The 17,901-nt window shown below is 69.6% G+C and carries 15 protein-coding genes; 13 read left to right on the top strand and 2 right to left on the bottom strand.

Annotated elements, in window-relative coordinates; genetic code table 11:
- Positions 1-2 precede the first annotated feature (2 nt).
- The 10 genes from OG746_RS27075 to OG746_RS27030 all read left to right on the top strand — a co-directional run bounded on the left by OG746_RS27075 (position 3) and on the right by OG746_RS27030 (position 12,499).
- Positions 3-1,988 carry an acetyl/propionyl/methylcrotonyl-CoA carboxylase subunit alpha gene (locus tag OG746_RS27075; protein ID WP_266719342.1) on the top strand — a complete coding sequence of 662 codons (1,986 nt, stop codon included), beginning with the start codon at positions 3-5 and terminating at the stop codon, positions 1,986-1,988.
- Positions 1,985-2,983 (top strand): hydroxymethylglutaryl-CoA lyase, encoded by a 999-nt coding sequence (locus OG746_RS27070; RefSeq protein WP_266719341.1) that lies wholly within the window; start codon positions 1,985-1,987, stop codon positions 2,981-2,983. The genes OG746_RS27075 and OG746_RS27070 overlap by 4 nt, the downstream gene beginning before the upstream one ends.
- A 7-nt stretch (positions 2,984-2,990) precedes the next feature.
- On the top strand, positions 2,991-4,151 hold the full coding sequence (locus OG746_RS27065; RefSeq protein WP_266719339.1) for an acyl-CoA dehydrogenase family protein: 1,161 nt from the start codon (positions 2,991-2,993) through the stop codon (positions 4,149-4,151).
- A 246-nt stretch (positions 4,152-4,397) separates the two neighbouring features.
- Positions 4,398-5,444 (top strand): ABC transporter substrate-binding protein, encoded by a 1,047-nt coding sequence (locus OG746_RS27060; protein WP_266719337.1) that lies wholly within the window; start codon positions 4,398-4,400, stop codon positions 5,442-5,444.
- 4 nt (positions 5,445-5,448) lie between these two features.
- Entirely contained in the window at positions 5,449-6,306 is an 858-nt protein-coding gene (locus OG746_RS27055) for a siderophore-interacting protein (RefSeq protein ID WP_266719319.1), read from the top strand.
- A gap of 183 nt (positions 6,307-6,489) precedes the next feature.
- On the top strand, positions 6,490-7,932 hold the full coding sequence (desA, locus tag OG746_RS27050) for a lysine decarboxylase DesA (protein ID WP_266719318.1): 1,443 nt from the start codon (positions 6,490-6,492) through the stop codon (positions 7,930-7,932).
- Entirely contained in the window at positions 7,916-9,190 is a 1,275-nt protein-coding gene (locus tag OG746_RS27045) for a lysine N(6)-hydroxylase/L-ornithine N(5)-oxygenase family protein (protein ID WP_266719317.1), read from the top strand. Before desA ends, OG746_RS27045 begins: the two co-directional genes overlap by 17 nt.
- Positions 9,187-9,756: a GNAT family N-acetyltransferase gene (locus tag OG746_RS27040; RefSeq protein WP_266719315.1), complete on the top strand. Its 570-nt coding sequence runs from the start codon at positions 9,187-9,189 to the stop codon at positions 9,754-9,756. Before OG746_RS27045 ends, OG746_RS27040 begins: the two co-directional genes overlap by 4 nt.
- Positions 9,753-11,534, top strand: a complete 1,782-nt coding sequence (locus OG746_RS27035) for an IucA/IucC family protein (RefSeq protein ID WP_266719314.1) — start codon at positions 9,753-9,755, stop codon at positions 11,532-11,534. The genes OG746_RS27040 and OG746_RS27035 overlap by 4 nt, the downstream gene beginning before the upstream one ends.
- A gap of 68 nt (positions 11,535-11,602) precedes the next feature.
- Entirely contained in the window at positions 11,603-12,499 is an 897-nt protein-coding gene (locus OG746_RS27030; protein WP_266719312.1) for a DUF4429 domain-containing protein, read from the top strand.
- Here the strand turns inward: OG746_RS27030 and OG746_RS27025 are convergent.
- On the bottom strand, positions 12,496-14,088 hold the full coding sequence (locus OG746_RS27025) for a purple acid phosphatase family protein (RefSeq protein WP_266719310.1): 1,593 nt from the start codon (positions 14,086-14,088) through the stop codon (positions 12,496-12,498). The genes OG746_RS27030 and OG746_RS27025 overlap by 4 nt on opposite strands.
- Before the next feature lie 211 nt (positions 14,089-14,299).
- On the opposite strand from OG746_RS27025, the gene OG746_RS27020 reads away from it, so the two are divergent.
- Together OG746_RS27020 and glmS are read left to right on the top strand one after the other, a co-directional pair.
- A complete protein-coding gene (locus OG746_RS27020; RefSeq protein WP_266719308.1) occupies positions 14,300-14,557 on the top strand; it encodes a hypothetical protein in 258 nt (85 codons plus the stop codon).
- A 36-nt stretch (positions 14,558-14,593) separates the two neighbouring features.
- Positions 14,594-16,411 carry a glutamine--fructose-6-phosphate transaminase (isomerizing) gene (gene glmS / locus OG746_RS27015; protein ID WP_266719306.1) on the top strand — a complete coding sequence of 606 codons (1,818 nt, stop codon included), beginning with the start codon at positions 14,594-14,596 and terminating at the stop codon, positions 16,409-16,411.
- Between the two features lie 258 nt (positions 16,412-16,669).
- Here the strand turns inward: glmS and OG746_RS27010 are convergent, their stop codons facing one another.
- Entirely contained in the window at positions 16,670-17,194 is a 525-nt protein-coding gene (locus tag OG746_RS27010) for a universal stress protein (RefSeq protein WP_266719304.1), read from the bottom strand.
- Between the two features lie 346 nt (positions 17,195-17,540).
- On the opposite strand from OG746_RS27010, the gene OG746_RS27005 reads away from it, so the two are divergent.
- Entirely contained in the window at positions 17,541-17,867 is a 327-nt protein-coding gene (locus OG746_RS27005; RefSeq protein ID WP_443063089.1) for a hypothetical protein, read from the top strand.
- The last annotated feature ends 34 nt before the right edge of the window (positions 17,868-17,901 follow it).

Below are 17,901 nucleotides of genomic sequence, written 5' to 3'. Positions count from 1 at the left end.
ACGTGTTCGAGACGGTACTTGTGGCCAACCGCGGCGAGATCGCGGTGCGCGTCATCCGTACGCTGCGGGCGCTCGGCATCCGCTCGGTGGCGGTGTTCAGCGACGCCGACGCGGACGCGCGCCATGTGCGCGAGGCGGACGAGGCGGTGCGCATCGGGCCGCCGGCGGCCACCGAGAGCTATCTGGTGGCGGAGCGGATCATCGAGGCCGCGGCGGCGACCGGCGCGCAGGCGGTGCACCCGGGCTACGGGTTCCTCGCGGAGAACGCGGCGTTCGCGCGGGCCTGTGAGGAGGCCGGCCTGACCTTCATCGGCCCGCCCGCCGAGGCGATCGCCCTGATGGGCGACAAGATCCGCGCCAAGGAGACGGTGAGCGCGGCCGGGGTCCCGGTGGTGCCCGGCGGCCGCGACCCGGAACTGGCAGAGGCGGCAAGGAAATTGGGCGCGCCCGTCCTCCTGAAGCCGAGCGCGGGCGGCGGCGGCAAGGGCATGCGCCTGGTCCGCGATCTGACCACCCTGGAGGAGGAGATCGCATCCGCCCGACGCGAGGCACGGGCCTCCTTCGGAGACGACACGCTCCTCGTGGAGCGCTGGATCGACCGCCCACGGCACATCGAGATCCAGGTCCTGGCGGACGGCCACGGGAACGTGGTGCACCTCGGCGAGCGCGAGTGCTCCCTCCAGCGCCGCCACCAGAAGATCGTCGAGGAGGCGCCTTCCGTGCTCCTCGACGAGGCCACGCGCGCGGCGATGGGCGCTGCGGCCGTGGAGGCGGCGCGCTCCTGCGGCTACCGGGGCGCGGGCACGGTGGAGTTCATCGTGCCCGGCGAGGACCCGGCGGCGTACTGCTTCATGGAGATGAACACGCGCCTCCAGGTCGAGCACCCGGTGACCGAGCTGACTGTGTCCATCGGTCCGGCTGCCGCCGGGGAGGGCGTCGACCTCGTGGAGTGGCAGCTGCGGGTGGCAGCGGGCGAGCAACTGCCGTTCACACAGGACGACATCACGCTCACCGGGCACGCGGTGGAGGCCCGCCTGTGCGCCGAAGACCCGTCCCGCGGCTTCCTCCCCTCCGGCGGCACGGTTCTGGCGCTGCACGAACCCGAGAGTGAAGGCGTACGGGTCGACTCCGGCCTCACCGAGGGCACCGAGGTCTCCAGCCTCTACGACCCGATGCTCGCGAAGATCATCGCGTACGGACCCGACCGGGACACGGCGCTGCGCAGACTGCGGGCCGCGCTCGCGCGCACGGTGACGCTCGGCGTGCCGACGAACGCCGGGTATCTGCGCCGCCTGCTCGCCCATCCGGACGTCGTGGCGGGCGAGTTGGACACGGGTCTGGTGGAGCGTGCGACGGACGAGCTGGTCGACGCGGAGGTCCCGGCGGGGATCTACGCGGCGGCAGGCGCACTGCGCCAGGAGCGTCTTGCCCCGGCCACGACCGAGGGCTGGACGGACCCGTTCGACCGGCCCACCGGCTGGCGGCTCGGCGGCGAACCGGCGTGGACCGTGCACCCCCTGAGGGTCGCGGGCCACGACCCGGTCGAGGTCAGGGTGCGCGGCGCCGAGGTCCTGGTCGACGGCGTCCCGACCACCCCCGCCCGCCTCACCGCGACCGCGGGCGACTGGCTGGCGCGCGACGGCGACGCCTGGCACGTGCGGGACCACGACCCGGTGACGGCGAACCTGACGGGGGCGGGCGCCGGCGGCGCGGGCTCCCTGACGGCGCCGATGCCCGGCACGGTGACCGTGGTGAAGGTGACGACGGGCGAGCAAGTAGCGGCGGGACAGAGCCTGTTGGTGGTGGAGGCGATGAAGATGGAACACGTGATCACGTCCCCGCACGCGGGCACGGTGACGGAGCTGGACGTGTCGCCCGGGACGACCGTGGCGATGGACCAGGTACTGGCCGTCGTCGCCCCGGCGGACGCGGACACCGATGCCGGCCCCGCCGTCGGCTCCAACTCCGGCGGGGAGGCCGCGCGATGACCTCCACACCCGCGACACCCGCGCTCCCCATGGTCGTCCCCACCCAGGGTCTCCCGGCCCGCGTCCGGATCCACGAGGTGGGGGCGCGCGACGGGCTGCAGAACGAGAAGCGGGCCGTGCCCACCGAGGTGAAGGCGGAGTTCGTCCACCGCCTGGCCCGGTCCGGCCTCACGACCATCGAGGCCACGAGCTTCGTGCACCCCAAGTGGGTCCCCCAACTCGCGGACGCGGAGGACCTGTTCCCACGGCTCCGGGACCTCGGACCCGGCGTCCACCTCCCCGTCCTCGTACCGAACGCGCGCGGCCTTGACCGGGCCCTGGCCCTCGGCGCGCACCGCGTCGCCGTGTTCGCCAGCGCCACCGAGTCCTTCGCCAAGGCGAACCTGAACCGCACCGTTGCGGAGTCCCTCGCCGCGTTCGAGCCGGTCGTGGCGGCGGCCAAGGAGCACGGGGCGCACGTCCGCGGCTACCTCTCCATGTGCTTCGGCGACCCGTGGGAGGGCCCGGTCCCCGTCCACCAGGTCGTCTCCGTCGCCAGGGCCCTGAGGGACATGGGCTGCGACGAACTGAGCCTCGGCGACACGATCGGCGTGGCCACACCCGGACACGTACAGACGCTCCTGTCGGAGCTGAACGAGGAGGGCGTGCCGACGAACACGATCGGCGTGCACTTCCACGACACGTACGGCCAGGCGCTCTCCAACACCCTGGCGGCGCTGCAGCACGGCGTCACGACGGTGGACGCCTCCGCGGGCGGCCTCGGCGGCTGCCCGTACGCGAAGAGCGCCACCGGCAATCTCGCCACCGAGGACCTCGTCTGGATGCTGCGCGGACTCGGCATCGAGACCGGGGTCGACCTCGGCCGTCTCACCGACACCAGCAGGTGGATGGCCGGGCACCTGGGCCGACCCAGCCCGTCCCGCACCGTTCGCGCCCTCGCACCCGAGGCCGACGCCGACGCCAATGCCGATGCCGATGCCGACCAGGAGCAGTGAGGCAGTCATGGATCACCACCTCTCCCCCGAGCACGAGGAACTCCGCCGCACGGTCGAGGAGTTCGCGCACGAGGTCGTCGCCCCGAAGATCGGCGACCTCTACGAGCGGCACGAGTTCCCCTACGAGATCGTCCGCGAGATGGGCCGCATGGGGCTCTTCGGCCTCCCCTTCCCGGAGGAGTACGGCGGCATGGGCGGCGACTATCTGGCGCTCGGCATCGCGCTTGAGGAGCTGGCACGCGTCGACTCCTCGGTGGCGATCACGCTGGAGGCCGGCGTTTCGCTCGGCGCGATGCCGATCCACCTCTTCGGCACGGAGGAGCAGAAGCAGGAGTGGCTGCCGAAGCTGTGCAGTGGCGAAGTCCTGGGCGCGTTCGGGCTCACCGAACCCGAGGCGGGCTCGGACGCGGGCGGCACCCGCACCACGGCCGTGCGGGACGGGGAGACCGGCGACTGGATCATCAACGGCACGAAGTGCTTCATCACCAACTCCGGTACGGACATCACGGGCCTGGTGACGGTGACGGCGGTGACGGACCGCACAGCGGACGGCCGCCCGGTGATCTCCTCGATCATCGTGCCGTCCGGGACGCCCGGCTTCACGGCCGCGGCGCCTTACTCGAAGGTGGGGTGGAACGCGTCGGACACGCGTGAGCTGCACTTCGACGACGTACGGGTGCCGGCGGCGAATCTGCTGGGCACGGAGGGCCGGGGCTTCGCGCAGTTCCTGCGGATCCTCGACGAGGGGCGCGTGGCGATCTCCGCGCTGGCCACGGGTCTTGCGCAGGGGTGCGTCGACGAGTCGGTGAAGTACGCGAAGGAGCGCCGCGCCTTCGGACACCACATCGGCAGCTACCAGGCGATCCAGTTCAAGATCGCCGACATGGAGATGAAGGCGCACACGGCGCGGCTGGCCTGGCGGGACGCGGCGTCGCGGCTTGTCTGCGGGGAGCCGTTCAAGAAGGAGGCGGCGCTGGCGAAGCTGTACTCGTCGACGGTCGCGGTGGACAACGCGCGGGAGGCGACGCAGATCCACGGCGGGTACGGGTTCATGAACGAGTACCCGGTCGCCCGGATGTGGCGCGACTCCAAGATCCTGGAGATCGGCGAGGGCACGAGCGAGGTCCAGCGCATGCTCATCGCGCGGGAGCTCGGGCTGACGTCATAAGGGCGCCGGCGCCGGTCGAGCAAATCAAGCCCCGGCGCCGGTCGAGCAATTTAAGCCCCTGCGGCGATTGAGCAGCGGGGTATGGGGCAGAGCCCCATGTCTTTGGAGCGGGGTCCGGGGCGGAGCCCCGTGGCGTCGGCTCGGGGTGGCCCCCACCCCCTGGACAACCGGGGAACTTAGGTTAACCTACCCTGAGTTTCAGTACCCGCCCGGTCGCCGCCTCGGCACGTCCGAAAGTTGCCCGTCATGCCCAACGCCCGACTGTCCCGCCCCACCCGCCGCGGCATCCTCGCCGCGACCGGCGCCATCGGCCTCGGAGCCGCACTCGCCGCCTGCGGCGACGGCGGCTCCAAAGACGGCGGTTCGAGCTCGGCCGGCTCCGCCAAGAAGTCCGGCCCCTGGTCGTACAAGGACGACCGCGGCAAGACCGTGAAGCTGGACAAGGTCCCGACGAACATCGTCGCCTTCACCGGCATGGGCGCCGCCCTCTACGACTACGGCATCCAGGTCAAGGGCGTCTTCGGCCCGACCACGACGAAGGGCGGCAAGCCCGACGTCCAGGCCGGCGACATGCCTGTCGGCAAGGTCACGGTCATCGGCAACGAGTGGGGCCAGTTCAACATCGAGAAGTACGCGGGGCTCGCCCCCGAGGTGCTGATCACCACGATGTTCGACGGCGCGGGCACCCTCTGGTACGTCCCCGAGGAGTCCGCCAAGAAGATCGCCAAGCTCGCCCCGAGCGTCGGCATCTCCGTCTACGACCGCCAGCTCACGACGCCGCTGGAGCACGTCTACAAGCTGGCCGAGTCGCTCGGCGCCGACCTTAAGGCCGACAAGGTCGTCAAGGCCAAGAAGCGCTTCGAGGACGCCGCCGCCCGGCTGCGCAAGGCGGCGAAGGCCAACCCCGACATCAAGGTGCTGGCGGGCAGCGCGAGCCCCGACATCTTCTACGTCTCGGGCACGAACCTCTCCATCGACCTGGAGTACTTCAAGGCGCTCGGCGTGAACTTCGTGGAGCCCTCGGAGGCCGCGAAGAAGGCGTCCGGCGGCTGGTTCGAGAACCTGAGCTGGGAGAACGTCAACAAGCACAAGGTCGACATCATCATGATGGACGACCGCGCCCAGGCGATTCAGCCCGCCGACATCGACGAGCCGACCTGGAAGAAGCTGCCGGCGGTCAAGGCGGGCCAGGTCATCTCCCGCTCCCCCGAGCCGATCCTGTCCTACGACAAGTGCGCCCCGCTCCTGGAAGACCTCGCGAAGGCCATCGAGACGGCGAAGAAGGTGTCCTGATCCCATGACGGCGACGACCGAAGCCCCTGCTGTAGCCCCTTTCCGATTCTTCGATCTGCAAGTGGTCCGCACCCGGCGGCTCGGTCCGTCGCTGCTCAGGGTCACTTTCACGGGTCCCGACCTCGCCGACTTCCACGGCGGCGGCCGGGACCAGTCCCTCTCCCTCTTCCTGCCGCGGCCCGGCCAGGACGCCCCCGTGATGCCGCCGGTCAACGCCGGCGAGGACGGCCGCGCCTGGCACGCGGCGTACCGGGCGATCCCGGACGGCGAGCGCGCGATCATGCGCTCGTACACGCTGAGCGGCCAGCGCCGCTTCCCCGCGGAGGAAGTCGACATCGACTTCGTGCTGCACGACGACGACCCGTCGACCTCGGGCCCCGCCTGCCGCTGGGCCCGCGCCGCGGCCCCCGGCGACCGCGCCGTCGTGCTCGGCCCGGCGATCGCGGACAACGCCGCCGTGCGCTGCCAGCCCCAGGACGACTTCGACCACATCCTGATGTGGGGCGACGAGACGGCGCTTCCCGCGGCGCTCGGCGTGCTGGCCTGGCTGCCCGAACACGTCTCGGCGCACGTGTACTTGGAGGTTCCGCACCGCGAGGACATCCAGCCGATCATCACGCTCGCGGACGTCACGGTCACCTGGCTCGTCCGCGACGAGGGTGCGCCCTCGGTGGTGGACACCGTGCGCGCGACCCAACTCCCCGACGCCGTAAGCCCGTACGCGTGGCTGTCCGGCGAGTCCGGGACCATGAAGGAGCTGCGCCGGCACCTGGTGCGTGAGCGCGGCTACGACAAGCGTGCGGTGACCTTTGTCGGGTACTGGCGGCGCGGCATGAGCGAGGACGCCCTGCGCGCTGCGTGACACCTCGGGGCCCCACCCCTGACAACAGCGCACATTCCAGCCACACCAGCCATTCCAGCCACATGACAGGGGCGGGGTCGCGAGCCAAAGTTAGGTTAGGCTAACCTAATCGAAGGGTTCGCGATCCCGCCCTTTTTCCTGCCCCACCCGGGAACCACCCCACCCCACCCGGAGGAACCGTTCATGCGCTCGCACCTGCTCAATGACACCACCGCGGAGCTATACCGCAACTCCGTGACCGAAGGAGTCGAGCGGGTGGCGGCCAAACTCGCCACCACCACAAGGCCGTTCACCGGCGTCACCCCGGACGCCCTCTCCCCCACTGTCGACGCCGTCGACCTGGACGAGCCGCTCCAGGACACCATCGCCGCCCTGGACGAGCTGGAGGACGTCTACCTCCGCGACGCCGTCTACTTCCACCACCCCCGCTACCTCGCCCACCTCAACTGCCCGGTCGTCATCCCGGCAGTGCTCGGCGAGGCGATCCTCTCCGCGGTCAACTCCTCGCTCGACACCTGGGACCAGTCCGCGGGCGGCACGCTCATCGAGCGCAAGCTCATCGACTGGACCACCGGGCGGATCGGCCTCGGCCCCGCGGCCGACGGCGTGTTCACCTCCGGCGGCTCGCAGTCCAACCTCCAGGCGCTGCTGCTCGCCCGGGAGGAGGCCAAGTCGCAGGACCTGTCCAAACTCCGCGTCTTCGCCTCCGAGGTCAGCCACTTCAGCGTCAAGAAGTCCGCGACGCTGCTCGGCCTCGACCCGCAGTCCGTCGTCTCGATCCCGGTCGACCGCGAGAAGCGCCTGCAGACCGTGGCCCTCGCCGCCGAGTTGCAGCGCTGCCGCGAGGAGGGCCTCGTCCCCATGGCCGTCGTCGCGACCGCGGGGACGACCGACTTCGGTTCCATCGACCCGCTGCCGGAGATCGCCGAGCTGTGCGCCCAGTACGACACGTGGATGCACGTCGACGCCGCGTACGGCTGCGGGCTGCTCGTGTCGAACAAGAACCGCGACCGGCTCACCGGCATCGAGCGCGCCGACTCGGTCACCGTCGACTACCACAAGTCGTTCTTCCAGCCCGTGAGTTCGAGCGCGATCCTGGTCCGCGACGGAGCCACCCTGCGGCACGCCACGTACCACGCGGAGTACCTCAACCCGCGCCGCACGGTCGCCGAGCGGATCCCCAACCAGGTCGACAAGTCCCTCCAGACCACCCGCCGCTTCGACGCGCTCAAGCTGTGGCTGACGCTGCGCGTCATGGGCGCCAAGGGCATCGGTGGCCTCTTCGACGAGGTGTGCGACCTGGCGTACGAGGGCTGGCAGCTGCTCGCGTCCGACCCGCGCTTCGACGTGGTCGTGGAGCCGAGCCTGTCCACGCTCGTCTACCGCTACATCCCGGCCGATGTCACCGACCCCGCCGAGATCGACCGCGCCAACCTCCACGCCCGCAAGGCCCTGTTCGCCTCCGGCGACGCCGTCGTCGCGGGCACCAAGGTGGGCGACCGCCAGTACTTGAAGTTCACCCTGCTCAACCCCGAGACGACCCTCGACGACATCTCGGTCGTCCTCGACCTCATCGCCGGCCACGCCGAGCAGTACCTGGGAGACACCCTTGACCGCGCATCCTGACACGTACGACTTCATCGGGATCGGCCTCGGCCCCTTCAACCTGGGTCTGGCCGCGCTCACGGAGCCGATCGACGAGCTGACCGGACTGTTCATCGAGTCCAAGCCGGACTTCGAGTGGCACTCGGGGATGTTCCTCGACGGCGCCCACCTCCAGACCCCGTTCATGTCGGACCTGGTGACGCTCGCCGACCCGACGTCCGAGTACTCCTTCCTCAACTACCTGAAGGAATCGGGGCGGTTGTACTCGTTCTACATCCGCGAGAACTTCTATCCGCTGCGCGTCGAGTACAACAACTATTGCCGCTGGGCCGCCGCCAAGCTGTCCTCGATCCGGTTCTCGACGAGCGTCACCGAGGTGCGCTACGACGACGCGGCCGAGGTCTACGTCGTGGACACCGACAAGGGCGAGACGTTCCGCGCCCGCCACCTGGTCCTGGGCACCGGCACCCCGCCGTACGTTCCCGAGGCGTGCCAGGGGCTCGGCGGCGACGGGGTCGTCCACAACTCCCGCTACCTCCAGCACAAGCAGCAGCTCCAGCAGAAGAAGTCGATCACCCTGGTCGGCAGCGGGCAGTCCGCGGCCGAGATCTACCAGGACCTGCTCAGCGAGATCGACTCGCACGACTACCGGCTCAACTGGGTCACCAGGTCGCCGCGGTTCTTCCCGCTCGAGTACACCAAGCTGACGCTGGAGATGACGTCCCCGGACTACATCGACTACTTCCACAAGCTGCCGGAGGAGACCCGCTACTCGCTGGAGCAGCGGCAGAAGGGCCTGTTCAAGGGCATCGACGGCGAGCTGATCGACGCCATCTTCGACCTGCTGTACCAGAAGGGCCTCGACGGTCCCGTGCCGACGCGCCTGCTCACCAACTCGGCGCTGCGCACGGCGAGTTACGAGGACGGCACGTACACCCTCGGCCTGCACCAGGAGGAGCAGGACAAGGAGTTCGAGCTCGAGACCGAGGGCCTGATCCTCGCCACCGGCTACAAGTACACGACGCCCGCCTTCCTGGAGCCGGTCCGCGACCGCATCCGCTGGGACGGCCAGGGCCGCTACGACGTCGCCCGCAACTACGCGATCGACACCACCGGGCGTGGCATCTTCGTGCAGAACGCGTCCGTGCACACACACTCGATCACCAGCCCCGACCTGGGGATGGGCGCGTACCGCAACAGTTACATCATCGGCGAGCTGCTCGGCTCCGAGTACTACCCCGTCGAGAAGACCATCGCGTTCCAGGAGTTCGCAGCATGAGCACCACAAGCACCACGAACAGCGCCGTAGGGAAACTGTCCCTCCGTCCCGTCGACCCGCAGGCCGACGCCGACCTCCTGCACCGCTGGGTCACCGACCCCAAGGCCGCCTTCTGGCTGATGCAGGACGCCAAGCTCCAGGACGTCGAGCGCGAGTACATGTCCATCGCGGCGCACGAGCACCACGACGCCTTCCTCGGCCTGCACGACGGCGAGCCCGCGTTCCTGATGGAGCGCTACGACCCGCGGTACGTCGAGCTCGTCGGCCTGTACGAGCCCGAGCCCGGCGACATCGGCATGCACTTCCTCACCGCGCCCTCGGACGTCCGCGTCCCCGGCTTCACGCGCGCCGTGATCACCACGGTGATGGAGCACCTCTTCGCCGACGCGTCGGTGAAGCGCGTCGTCGTCGAGCCCGACGTGGGCAACAAGGCGGTGCACGCCCTGAACGAGGCCGTCGGCTTCGTTCCCGAGCGTGAGATCGACAAGCCGGAGAAGAAGGCGCTGCTGAGCTTCTGCACGCGCGAGCAGTTCGAAGCGGCCACGGGAAGGACCACCGGAGCATGAGCATCGCCGACGCCGCCACCCACCTCTCCCCCGAGCGCTGGGCCGAGGCCAATCGCCTCCTCATCCGCAAGGCACTCGCGGAATTCAGCCACGAGCGGCTGCTCAAGCCCGAGATATCGGGGGCCGCCGCCGCCGACCGGTACTTCGTCCTCAGCGACGACGGCCTGACCCGCTACGAGTTCACCGCGCGCCGGCTGCGCCTCGACCACTGGCAGGTGTCCGCCGACTCGATCACCCGCCACCGCGACGGCGCCGAACTCCCGCTGAACGCCCTGCAGTTCTTCATCGAGCTGAAGGACAGCCTGGGCCTGAGCGACTCGACCCTCCCGGTCTACCTGGAGGAGATCTCCTCCACGCTCTCCGGCACCTGCTTCAAACTGACGAAGCCGTACCTGTCCTCCGCCGAACTCGCCGCCACCGGCGACTTCCAGGCGATCGAGACGGGCATGACCGAGGGCCACCCCTGCTTCGTCGCCAACAACGGCCGACTCGGCTTCGGCGTCCACGAGTACCTCTCGTACGCCCCCGAGACGGCGAGCCCCGTCCGGCTGATCTGGCTGGCGGCGAGCCGCGAGCGCGCGGCCTTCACGGCTGGCATGGGCCTCGACTACGAGTCGTTCCTGCGCGCCGAGTTGGGCGACAAGACGATCGCCCGCTTCGACACGGTCCTGCGCGACCAGGGCCTCGACCCGGCCGACTACCTCCTCATCCCCGCCCACCCGTGGCAGTGGTGGAACAAGCTCTCCGTCACGTTCGCCGCCGAGATCGCGCAGCGGAACCTGGTGTGCCTGGGCGAGGGCGACGACGAGTACCTGGCGCAGCAGTCGATCCGCACGTTCTTCAACAAGAGCGCCCCCGAGAAGCACTACGTGAAGACGGCCCTCTCGGTCATCAACATGGGCTTCATGCGCGGCCTTTCGGCGGCGTACATGGAGGCGACGCCGGCGATCAACGACTGGCTGGCGCACCTCATCGAGAACGACGAGGTACTCAAGGACACCGGCCTGACGATCATCCGCGAGCGCGCGGCCGTCGGCTACCGGCACCTGGAGTACGAGGCCGCCACCGACCGCTACTCGCCGTACCGCAAGATGCTGGCGGCGCTGTGGCGCGAGTCCCCGGTGACCTCGCTGGCCGAGGGCGAGCGCCTGGCGACCATGGCGTCCCTCCTGCACGTGGACCGCGAGGGCAAGTCCTTCGCGGGCGCCCTGATCGAGCGCTCGGGCCTCACGCCGCGCGAGTGGCTGAAGCCCTACCTGAAGTCGTACCTGACGCCGCTCCTGCACAGCTTCTACGCCTACGACCTGGTGTACATGCCGCACGGCGAGAACGTCATCCTGGTCCTGGACGAGCAGGGCGTCGTCAAGCGGTCGATCTTCAAGGACATCGCCGAGGAGATCGCGGTGATGGACCCGGACGCGGTCCTGCCGCCCGCCGTGGAGCGCATCAAGGCCGAGGTCCCCGACGACATGAAGCTCCTGTCGATCTTCACGGACGTCTTCGACTGCTTCTTCCGCTTCCTCTCGGCGAACCTCGTCGAGGACGGCGTCGTGGACGAGGAGACGTTCTGGTCGGCGGTCGCGGACTGCGTGCGCGACTACCAGGCGGCGATGCCCCAACTCGCCGAGAAGTTCGAGCAGTTCGACATGTTCGCGCCCAACTTCTCGCTCTCCGCCCTGAACCGTCTCCAGCTGCGCAACAACGAGCAGATGGTCGACCTGGCGGACCCGTCGGGCGCCCTGCAGTTGGTGGGTGACCTGGACAACCCGATCGCGTAAGCGATCCCACGGACCAGGGGCTCGGGAGACGGTCCTCCCGAGCCCCTTTCCCGTACGAGAATGTCGGCATGGCGGAAATCATCCAGCGCGACGGCACTTGGACGTATCTCGGGGACACGCTGCGGCTCGTGCCGGGGCGCGACAAGGCCGTGAGCCCGCTCCGCAAGGCTCTGGGCGAAGTGACCGTGCCGCTGACGGCGCTCGCGGGCGCCTCCTTCGAGCAGGGCAAGAAGTCCGGACGCCTCCGTCTGCGCCTGCGCGACGGCGCGGACCCCCTCCTCCAGGCGACCGGCGGCAAGCTGACCGAGGGCATGGACCCGTACCAGCTCACCGTCGAGTCGGACCGCTACGGCGTCGCCGAGTACTTCGTCGACGAGGTCCGCAACGCGCTGCTCCTGGACGAGGTCCCCACGTCGGCCTGCGACACATACCTCCTGCCGGGTCCCGCCGTGCCACTGTCCGTCTCCGCCGGGGACGGCACGGCGAGCTTCGACGGGGAGCGTGTGCGCCTGGAGTGGAACTGGAAGACGGAGGAGGCCAAGTCCTCCGCGGGCACGCGGGTGCTCGCGCTCGGCGACATCGCGGCGGTCGAGTGGCAGCCGGCGGTGGGCCTGGAGAACGGCTGCCTCCGCTTCACGGTCCGCTCCTCCCCCACAAAGGCGCCACCGAAGTACGACCCCAACTCCATCGAACTGTGGGGCTTCAAGAAGGACCCACTGATGGCCCTCGTAGCGGCAGCGGTCCAGGCCCGCCTCCCCCACCCGGGCCCTGCGGGCGAACCAGCCACGCCCCCTGCCCTGGAACAGGCCCCACCCGCGGCCCCCGCGGAGGACGAACACGACGCCCTCCTCCGCCGCCTCCGCGAACTGGGCGACCTCCACAACTCCGGAATACTGACGGATGATGAGTTCGCACTGGCGAAGGCGGCAGTCCTGAAACGCCTTTCAGGGCCGTCCGGCGATTAGTGCCGCACCTTGCGCGCCACCACGAACCGGTCGACCTCCGCCCCCGTCTCGGCGAGCCCCCGCACGGTCAACTTCGCGGTGCGCCCCACCGGCGCGGGCTCCACATCCACCCGCAGGAACGAATAGTTGGTGTACCGCACCCGCGACCAGTCGACGGTCACCGCCTTCTTGCCGCCCCCGTCCTGCGTCACATACGAGGCGAACGGGTCGACCTGCTTCTCGTGCCCCTCGTACGTGTCCTCGACCGGGAACTCGTAGAGCCCCTTCCCCGCCGCGCCCGCGGTGACGTACACAACCCCGTCCGTCTCCGGGTACGCCGTGCCCCCGATCGGCAGCTCCTTGGTGACCTTGTCGCCCTTCAGCACGTCCGTACGCTCGTAGACGTGGTTGTGCCCGTTGATCACAAGGTCGACGGTGTACTTCTCGAACAGCGGCACCCACTCCTTGCGCACACCCCCCTCCGAGGCGTGCGCGGTGGCGGTGCAGTACGCGCAGTGGTGGAAGAACACGACGACGAAGTCGACCCCGGACCCGGCGGCCCGGAACTTCTTCAACTGCCGCTCGAACCAAGCCGTTTGAGTCCCACCGGAAATCCCCAGATTCGCCGGAATCTCGTACGACACATCATTCGCGTCGAGCGAGATCACGGCCGTGTTCCCGTGCACGAAGGAGTACACACCCGGCAGCTCCTTCGGGTCGGGCCCGTTGCCCGGCGGCGCGAACCGGGCCTCCTGGCTCCCGTACCCGTTCGGCGAGTACCACGCCTCCATGTCGTGATTGCCGTACGACACCATCCACGGCACGGACTTGGCGACCGTCTCGGTCTGCGCGAGGAACTGGTCCCAGGTGCGCGCGTCGAACGTGTCCGTCGTCTTGCCCTGCCCGGAGGGATCCGCGTACGCGATGTCGCCCGCGTGCAGGTGGAAGGCCGGCCCCTGCGCGAGGATCAGGCTGTCGTTGGCGAGCGCGTGGTAGCTGACGCCCTGGTCGCCGAAGGCGGTGAACGTGAAGCGCTCCGAACGGGCGGGCGCGGTCGTGAACGTACCGATCGTCCCCGCGAACCTCGGTGACGCCGGGTCGAAGCCCCGGTGCCCGACCCCGTAGTAGTACGTCTTGCCGGGCTTGAGGCGGGTCAGCTTGGCGTGCACGTAGTACTGGGTGTGGTCGGCGCTCGTCCCGACGCCCGCCGGGGTGTAGAGCGCCTTCAGCTCCGCCGGAATCTTCCGCGACAGCTCACCGGCACCGGCCCCGACCCGGATGAACGGGTCCTTCACCGCGACCGGCACCTGCCACGACACGGTCATCTCGGTGCGCGCGTCGTCGCCGTACGAGAGGTGCCGGCCGAAGGGCGCGACGAGCGCACCGTCGACGGCCTCTGCGGCCGGGGCGGACGCGGTCGCGGCCGTCGCCGTCCTCGGCGAGGCGCTTGCGGCCCCCGGCACGAAGACCCCACCCGCCACCGCGCCCAGGGTGACGGCCCCGCCGCGGATCATCGTGCGCCGCGAGAACCGGCTGCGCAGATACTCGTGCTGCTCGGCGAGGGGCCGGTCGGCGAGCTCGGCGGGTACGCCCATACGTGGAATGTCCATGCCCGAAAGGTGCTTGAGGCATCTATCCGTCGCGAGTACTCCGGATGAACGCCGCCGAAACAAGCCCGATCAAGCCCCGCTCTTCCGACGAGAGCCCGCGGGGCCCGGGGCAGAGCCCCGCGACCGCAACCACGGCCACCCGAGCGAAACATCTGCCCGATATCGGGCAGGATTCTTGCGAAACCCACCCGGAACCCCGAGGATCGGCTGCGTGCACGAGGAACTTGTCGATCACCTGACGCGCAGCAGCGCCCTGAGCCGGGGCGAAGCGCTGCGGGTGATCCAGGACGTGCTCGCCTACTTCGACGAGTCGACGGAGGACTACGTCCGCCGCCGGCACCGCGAACTCCAGGGTCAGGGCCTGGTGAACGCGGAGATCTTCGAACAGATCACGGCGGACCTGCGGTACCGGGCGGTGGCGCCGCCGGAGCTCTCGCTCCGGCAGTTGCGCCGCATCGTCTACGGCTGACCGCGGACCCACTACCCGAGGGGATCAACACCACACATGTGCGGAATCGTCGGTTACATCGGCAAGCGTGACGTCGCGCCGCTCCTTCTCGAAGGACTGCAGCGCCTGGAGTACCGCGGATACGACTCCGCGGGCGTCGTCATCACCAGCCCCAAGGCCACCGGCCTGAAGATGGTCAAGGCCAAGGGCCGGGTGCGCGACCTGGAGGCGAAGGTCCCGGCCCGCTTCAAGGGCACCACCGGCATCGCCCACACCCGCTGGGCCACGCACGGCGCCCCGTCCGACGAGAACGCGCACCCGCACATGTCGTCCGACGACAAGGTCGCGGTCGTCCACAACGGCATCATCGACAACGCCTCCGAGCTGCGCGCGAAGCTGACCGCCGAGGGCATCGAGTTCCGCTCCGAGACGGACACCGAGGTCCTCACCCACCTCATCGCCCGCTCCCAGCAGACCGACCTCGAGGACAAGGTCCGCGAGGCGCTGCACCTGGTCGAGGGCACGTACGGCATCGCGGTCGTGCACGCCGACTTCCCGGACCGCATCGTCGTGGCCCGCAACGGCTCGCCGGTCGTCCTCGGCATCGGCGACAAGGAGATGTTCGTCGCCTCGGACATCGCCGCGCTGATCACCCACACCCGCCAGATCGTCACGCTCGACGACGGCGAGATGGCCACGCTCAAGGCCGACGACTTCCGCACGTACACGACGGCCGGCACCCTCACCGCCAACGAGCCGACCACCGTGGACCTCGAGGCCGCCTCCTTCGACATGGGCGACCACGACACGTACATGCACAAGGAGATCTCCGAGCAGGCCGACGCCGTGGACCGCGTGCTGCGCGGCCGCATCGACGACCGGTTCTCCACGGTGCACCTCGGCGGCCTCAACCTGGACGCCCGCGAGGCCCGCACGGTCCGCCGCGTGAAGATCCTCGGCTGCGGCACCTCGTACCACGCGGGCCTGATCGGCGCCCAGATGATCGAGGAGCTGGCCCGCATCCCCGCGGACGCCGAGCCGGCCTCCGAGTTCCGCTACCGCAACCCGGTCGTGGACCCCGACACCCTCTACATCGCGGTCTCCCAGTCCGGCGAGACGTACGACGTCCTCGCGGCGGTCCAGGAGCTGAAGCGCAAGGGCGCCCGCGTCTTCGGCGTCGTGAACGTCGTCGGCTCGGCCATCGCCCGTGAGTCGGACGCAGGCGTCTACGTCCACGCGGGCCCGGAGGTCTGCGTCGTCTCGACCAAGTGCTTCACGAACACGACGGTCGCCTTCGCCCTCCTGGCCCTGCACCTGGGCCGCATCCGCGACCTCTCGGTCGCCGACGGCAAGCGCATCATCGAGGGCCTGCGCAAGCTCCCGGCCCAGATCACCGCGATCCTCGACCAGGAAGCGGAGATCAAGAAGATCGCCGAGGAGTACGCGGACGCCCGCTCGATGATGTTCATCGGCCGCGTGAGGGGCTACCCGGTGGCCCGCGAGGCGTCCCTGAAGCTCAAGGAGGTCTCGTACATCCACGCCGAGGCCTACCCGGCCTCCGAGCTGAAGCACGGCCCGCTGGCGCTGATCGAGCCGGCGCTGCCGACGGTGGCGATCGTCCCGGACGACGACCTCCTCGAAAAGAACCGCGCCGCGATGGAGGAGATCAAGGCCCGCTCCGGCCGCATCCTGGCGGTCGCCCACCAGGAGCAGGAGAAGGCCGACCGCACGATCGTCGTCCCGAAGAACGAGGACGAGCTGGACCCCATCCTCATGGGCATCCCGCTCCAACTCCTCGCCTACCACACGGCCTTGGCCCTCGGCCGCGACATCGACAAGCCCCGCAACCTGGCGAAGTCGGTCACGGTCGAATAGGCCCTCGCGCCACACAAACGGGTCCCGTACGCGCCACCAAGCGCACGGGACCCGTTTTCGTGAGGGCCGGAGCCGCCCATTGCCCCGACCCTTGGCCGTCGACCGGCGGCCGTCACCCGCCGGCCTCCGGCCCGCCCACGTTCTTCCAGCGACCCGTATTTACCCTTCACAAGGGCACAAAGCACCTCTACGCGGGAGTAGATTTATCCAACGGCGCAAATTCAACTACCGGGCCAACTCCCGCTTCCCCACAGGGACTTAAGGGATCACAATGACCGGCCGCTGCGCGCGCCGCGCAAGCCGCCCGGCGACCGAGCCGAAGATCCGCCCGACGAGCCCGTGGGTCGAACCCACGACGATCGCGTCGGCCGAGTACTCGTGCCCGACCTCCTCCAGCTCGTGGCAGATGTCGCCACCGCGCTCGACGAGGATCCAGGGCACCTCGGACAGATACTCCGCACAGGCGAGCTCGAGCCCGAGGACCTCCGTCCGGTGGTCCGGCACGTCCACGAACACCGGCGGCTCACAGCCCGCCCACACCGTGGTGGGCAGCCGGTTGGCCACATGGACGATGACCAGCCCCGAGCCCGAACGGTGGGCCATGCCGATCGCGTACGCGAGTGCCCGCTCGCTCGATGTGGAGCCGTCGAAGCCGACGACGACCCCGTGCTTGAACGCGGGATCACAGGCTTGACGTGTCTCTTCCGCCGCTCGGGGCGTCGCCGTGGGATCGGCGACCTGCCGCTTGCGGTCCGCGGGTTCAGGGATTTCGTGACCGGCCATGAGTGTCTCGGCGTGTACCTCGTGGGCCTCTAATGAGGGGACGACAACTGATCGGCGGAGCTGTGTCCGGGAATCATCTTCCCAACCCCATACCCCCAAGGGTACGGCGACACTCCTCCTCTGCCCAGACTCTGCTCTCCGGGCCCAGAGCCGCACCTTCGTTCACCGATGGCCCCGCTCCGCCGCGTTCAGGGGAGCATGCACGAGGGTCGGCCGTATGGCAATGGTTGCTGCCCCGTACAGGCGGATTGCGCGCCCAACTGGGCGTCTGTCGTCCCACGACGAAGTGACCCGGGCCGGTCGGCGGCGTTGAACTCGCGTACCGAAAGACACAGGGGAGCGCTCAGTGCCCGGACCGACCATCGCCCAGCGAACCAGCGCCGCGGCCCATCCCGACGCACCCCTGCCCGCGCGCTGGGCCGCGTTCAGCTGCGTCCTGGTGCCGCCGCTCGTACTCGTCTGGTACGGCTCCTCCGGCGCGGGCGCCGCCGGCGCCGCCCTGGGGCTCGCGGCGATCACCACGGCGTGCCGGTTGCTCCTTCGACAGTCGGAGCGCGGGGCTGCACAGTTGCACAGTGAACAATGCCGGGCGCATCGTGGTCGGCACGGCGGGAGCGGGTCGGACGCGCGGGACGGCGAGCGCCGGACCGAGCGGGATACGCCCGTTGGCTGACCGGTTTCAACGCGGCGCTCCGATAATTTTCAGC

This window comes from Streptomyces sp. NBC_01016, assembly GCF_026341035.1.
In the GTDB taxonomy this organism is placed as follows: Bacteria; Actinomycetota; Actinomycetes; order Streptomycetales; family Streptomycetaceae; genus Streptomyces.
The sequence above is the reverse complement of the archived record's forward strand: the minus strand, read 5'-3'. Positions and strand labels throughout refer to the sequence as shown.

What these genes read in the sequence shown, in the direction of transcription:
- OG746_RS27010 (WP_266719304.1), bottom strand. Translation starts at nt 17,194, where the DNA reads ATGGCCGGTCACGAAATCCCTGAACCCGCGGACCGCAAGCGGCAGGTC.
- OG746_RS27040 (WP_266719315.1), top strand. Translation starts at nt 9,187, where the DNA reads ATGAGCACCACAAGCACCACGAACAGCGCCGTAGGGAAACTGTCCCTC.
- OG746_RS27030 (WP_266719312.1), top strand. Translation starts at nt 11,603, where the DNA reads ATGGCGGAAATCATCCAGCGCGACGGCACTTGGACGTATCTCGGGGAC.
- desA (WP_266719318.1), top strand. Translation starts at nt 6,490, where the DNA reads ATGCGCTCGCACCTGCTCAATGACACCACCGCGGAGCTATACCGCAAC.
- OG746_RS27025 (WP_266719310.1), bottom strand. Translation starts at nt 14,088, where the DNA reads ATGGACATTCCACGTATGGGCGTACCCGCCGAGCTCGCCGACCGGCCC.
- OG746_RS27035 (WP_266719314.1), top strand. Translation starts at nt 9,753, where the DNA reads ATGAGCATCGCCGACGCCGCCACCCACCTCTCCCCCGAGCGCTGGGCC.
- OG746_RS27070 (WP_266719341.1), top strand. Translation starts at nt 1,985, where the DNA reads ATGACCTCCACACCCGCGACACCCGCGCTCCCCATGGTCGTCCCCACC.
- OG746_RS27055 (WP_266719319.1), top strand. Translation starts at nt 5,449, where the DNA reads ATGACGGCGACGACCGAAGCCCCTGCTGTAGCCCCTTTCCGATTCTTC.
- OG746_RS27065 (WP_266719339.1), top strand. Translation starts at nt 2,991, where the DNA reads ATGGATCACCACCTCTCCCCCGAGCACGAGGAACTCCGCCGCACGGTC.
- glmS (WP_266719306.1), top strand. Translation starts at nt 14,594, where the DNA reads ATGTGCGGAATCGTCGGTTACATCGGCAAGCGTGACGTCGCGCCGCTC.
- OG746_RS27060 (WP_266719337.1), top strand. Translation starts at nt 4,398, where the DNA reads ATGCCCAACGCCCGACTGTCCCGCCCCACCCGCCGCGGCATCCTCGCC.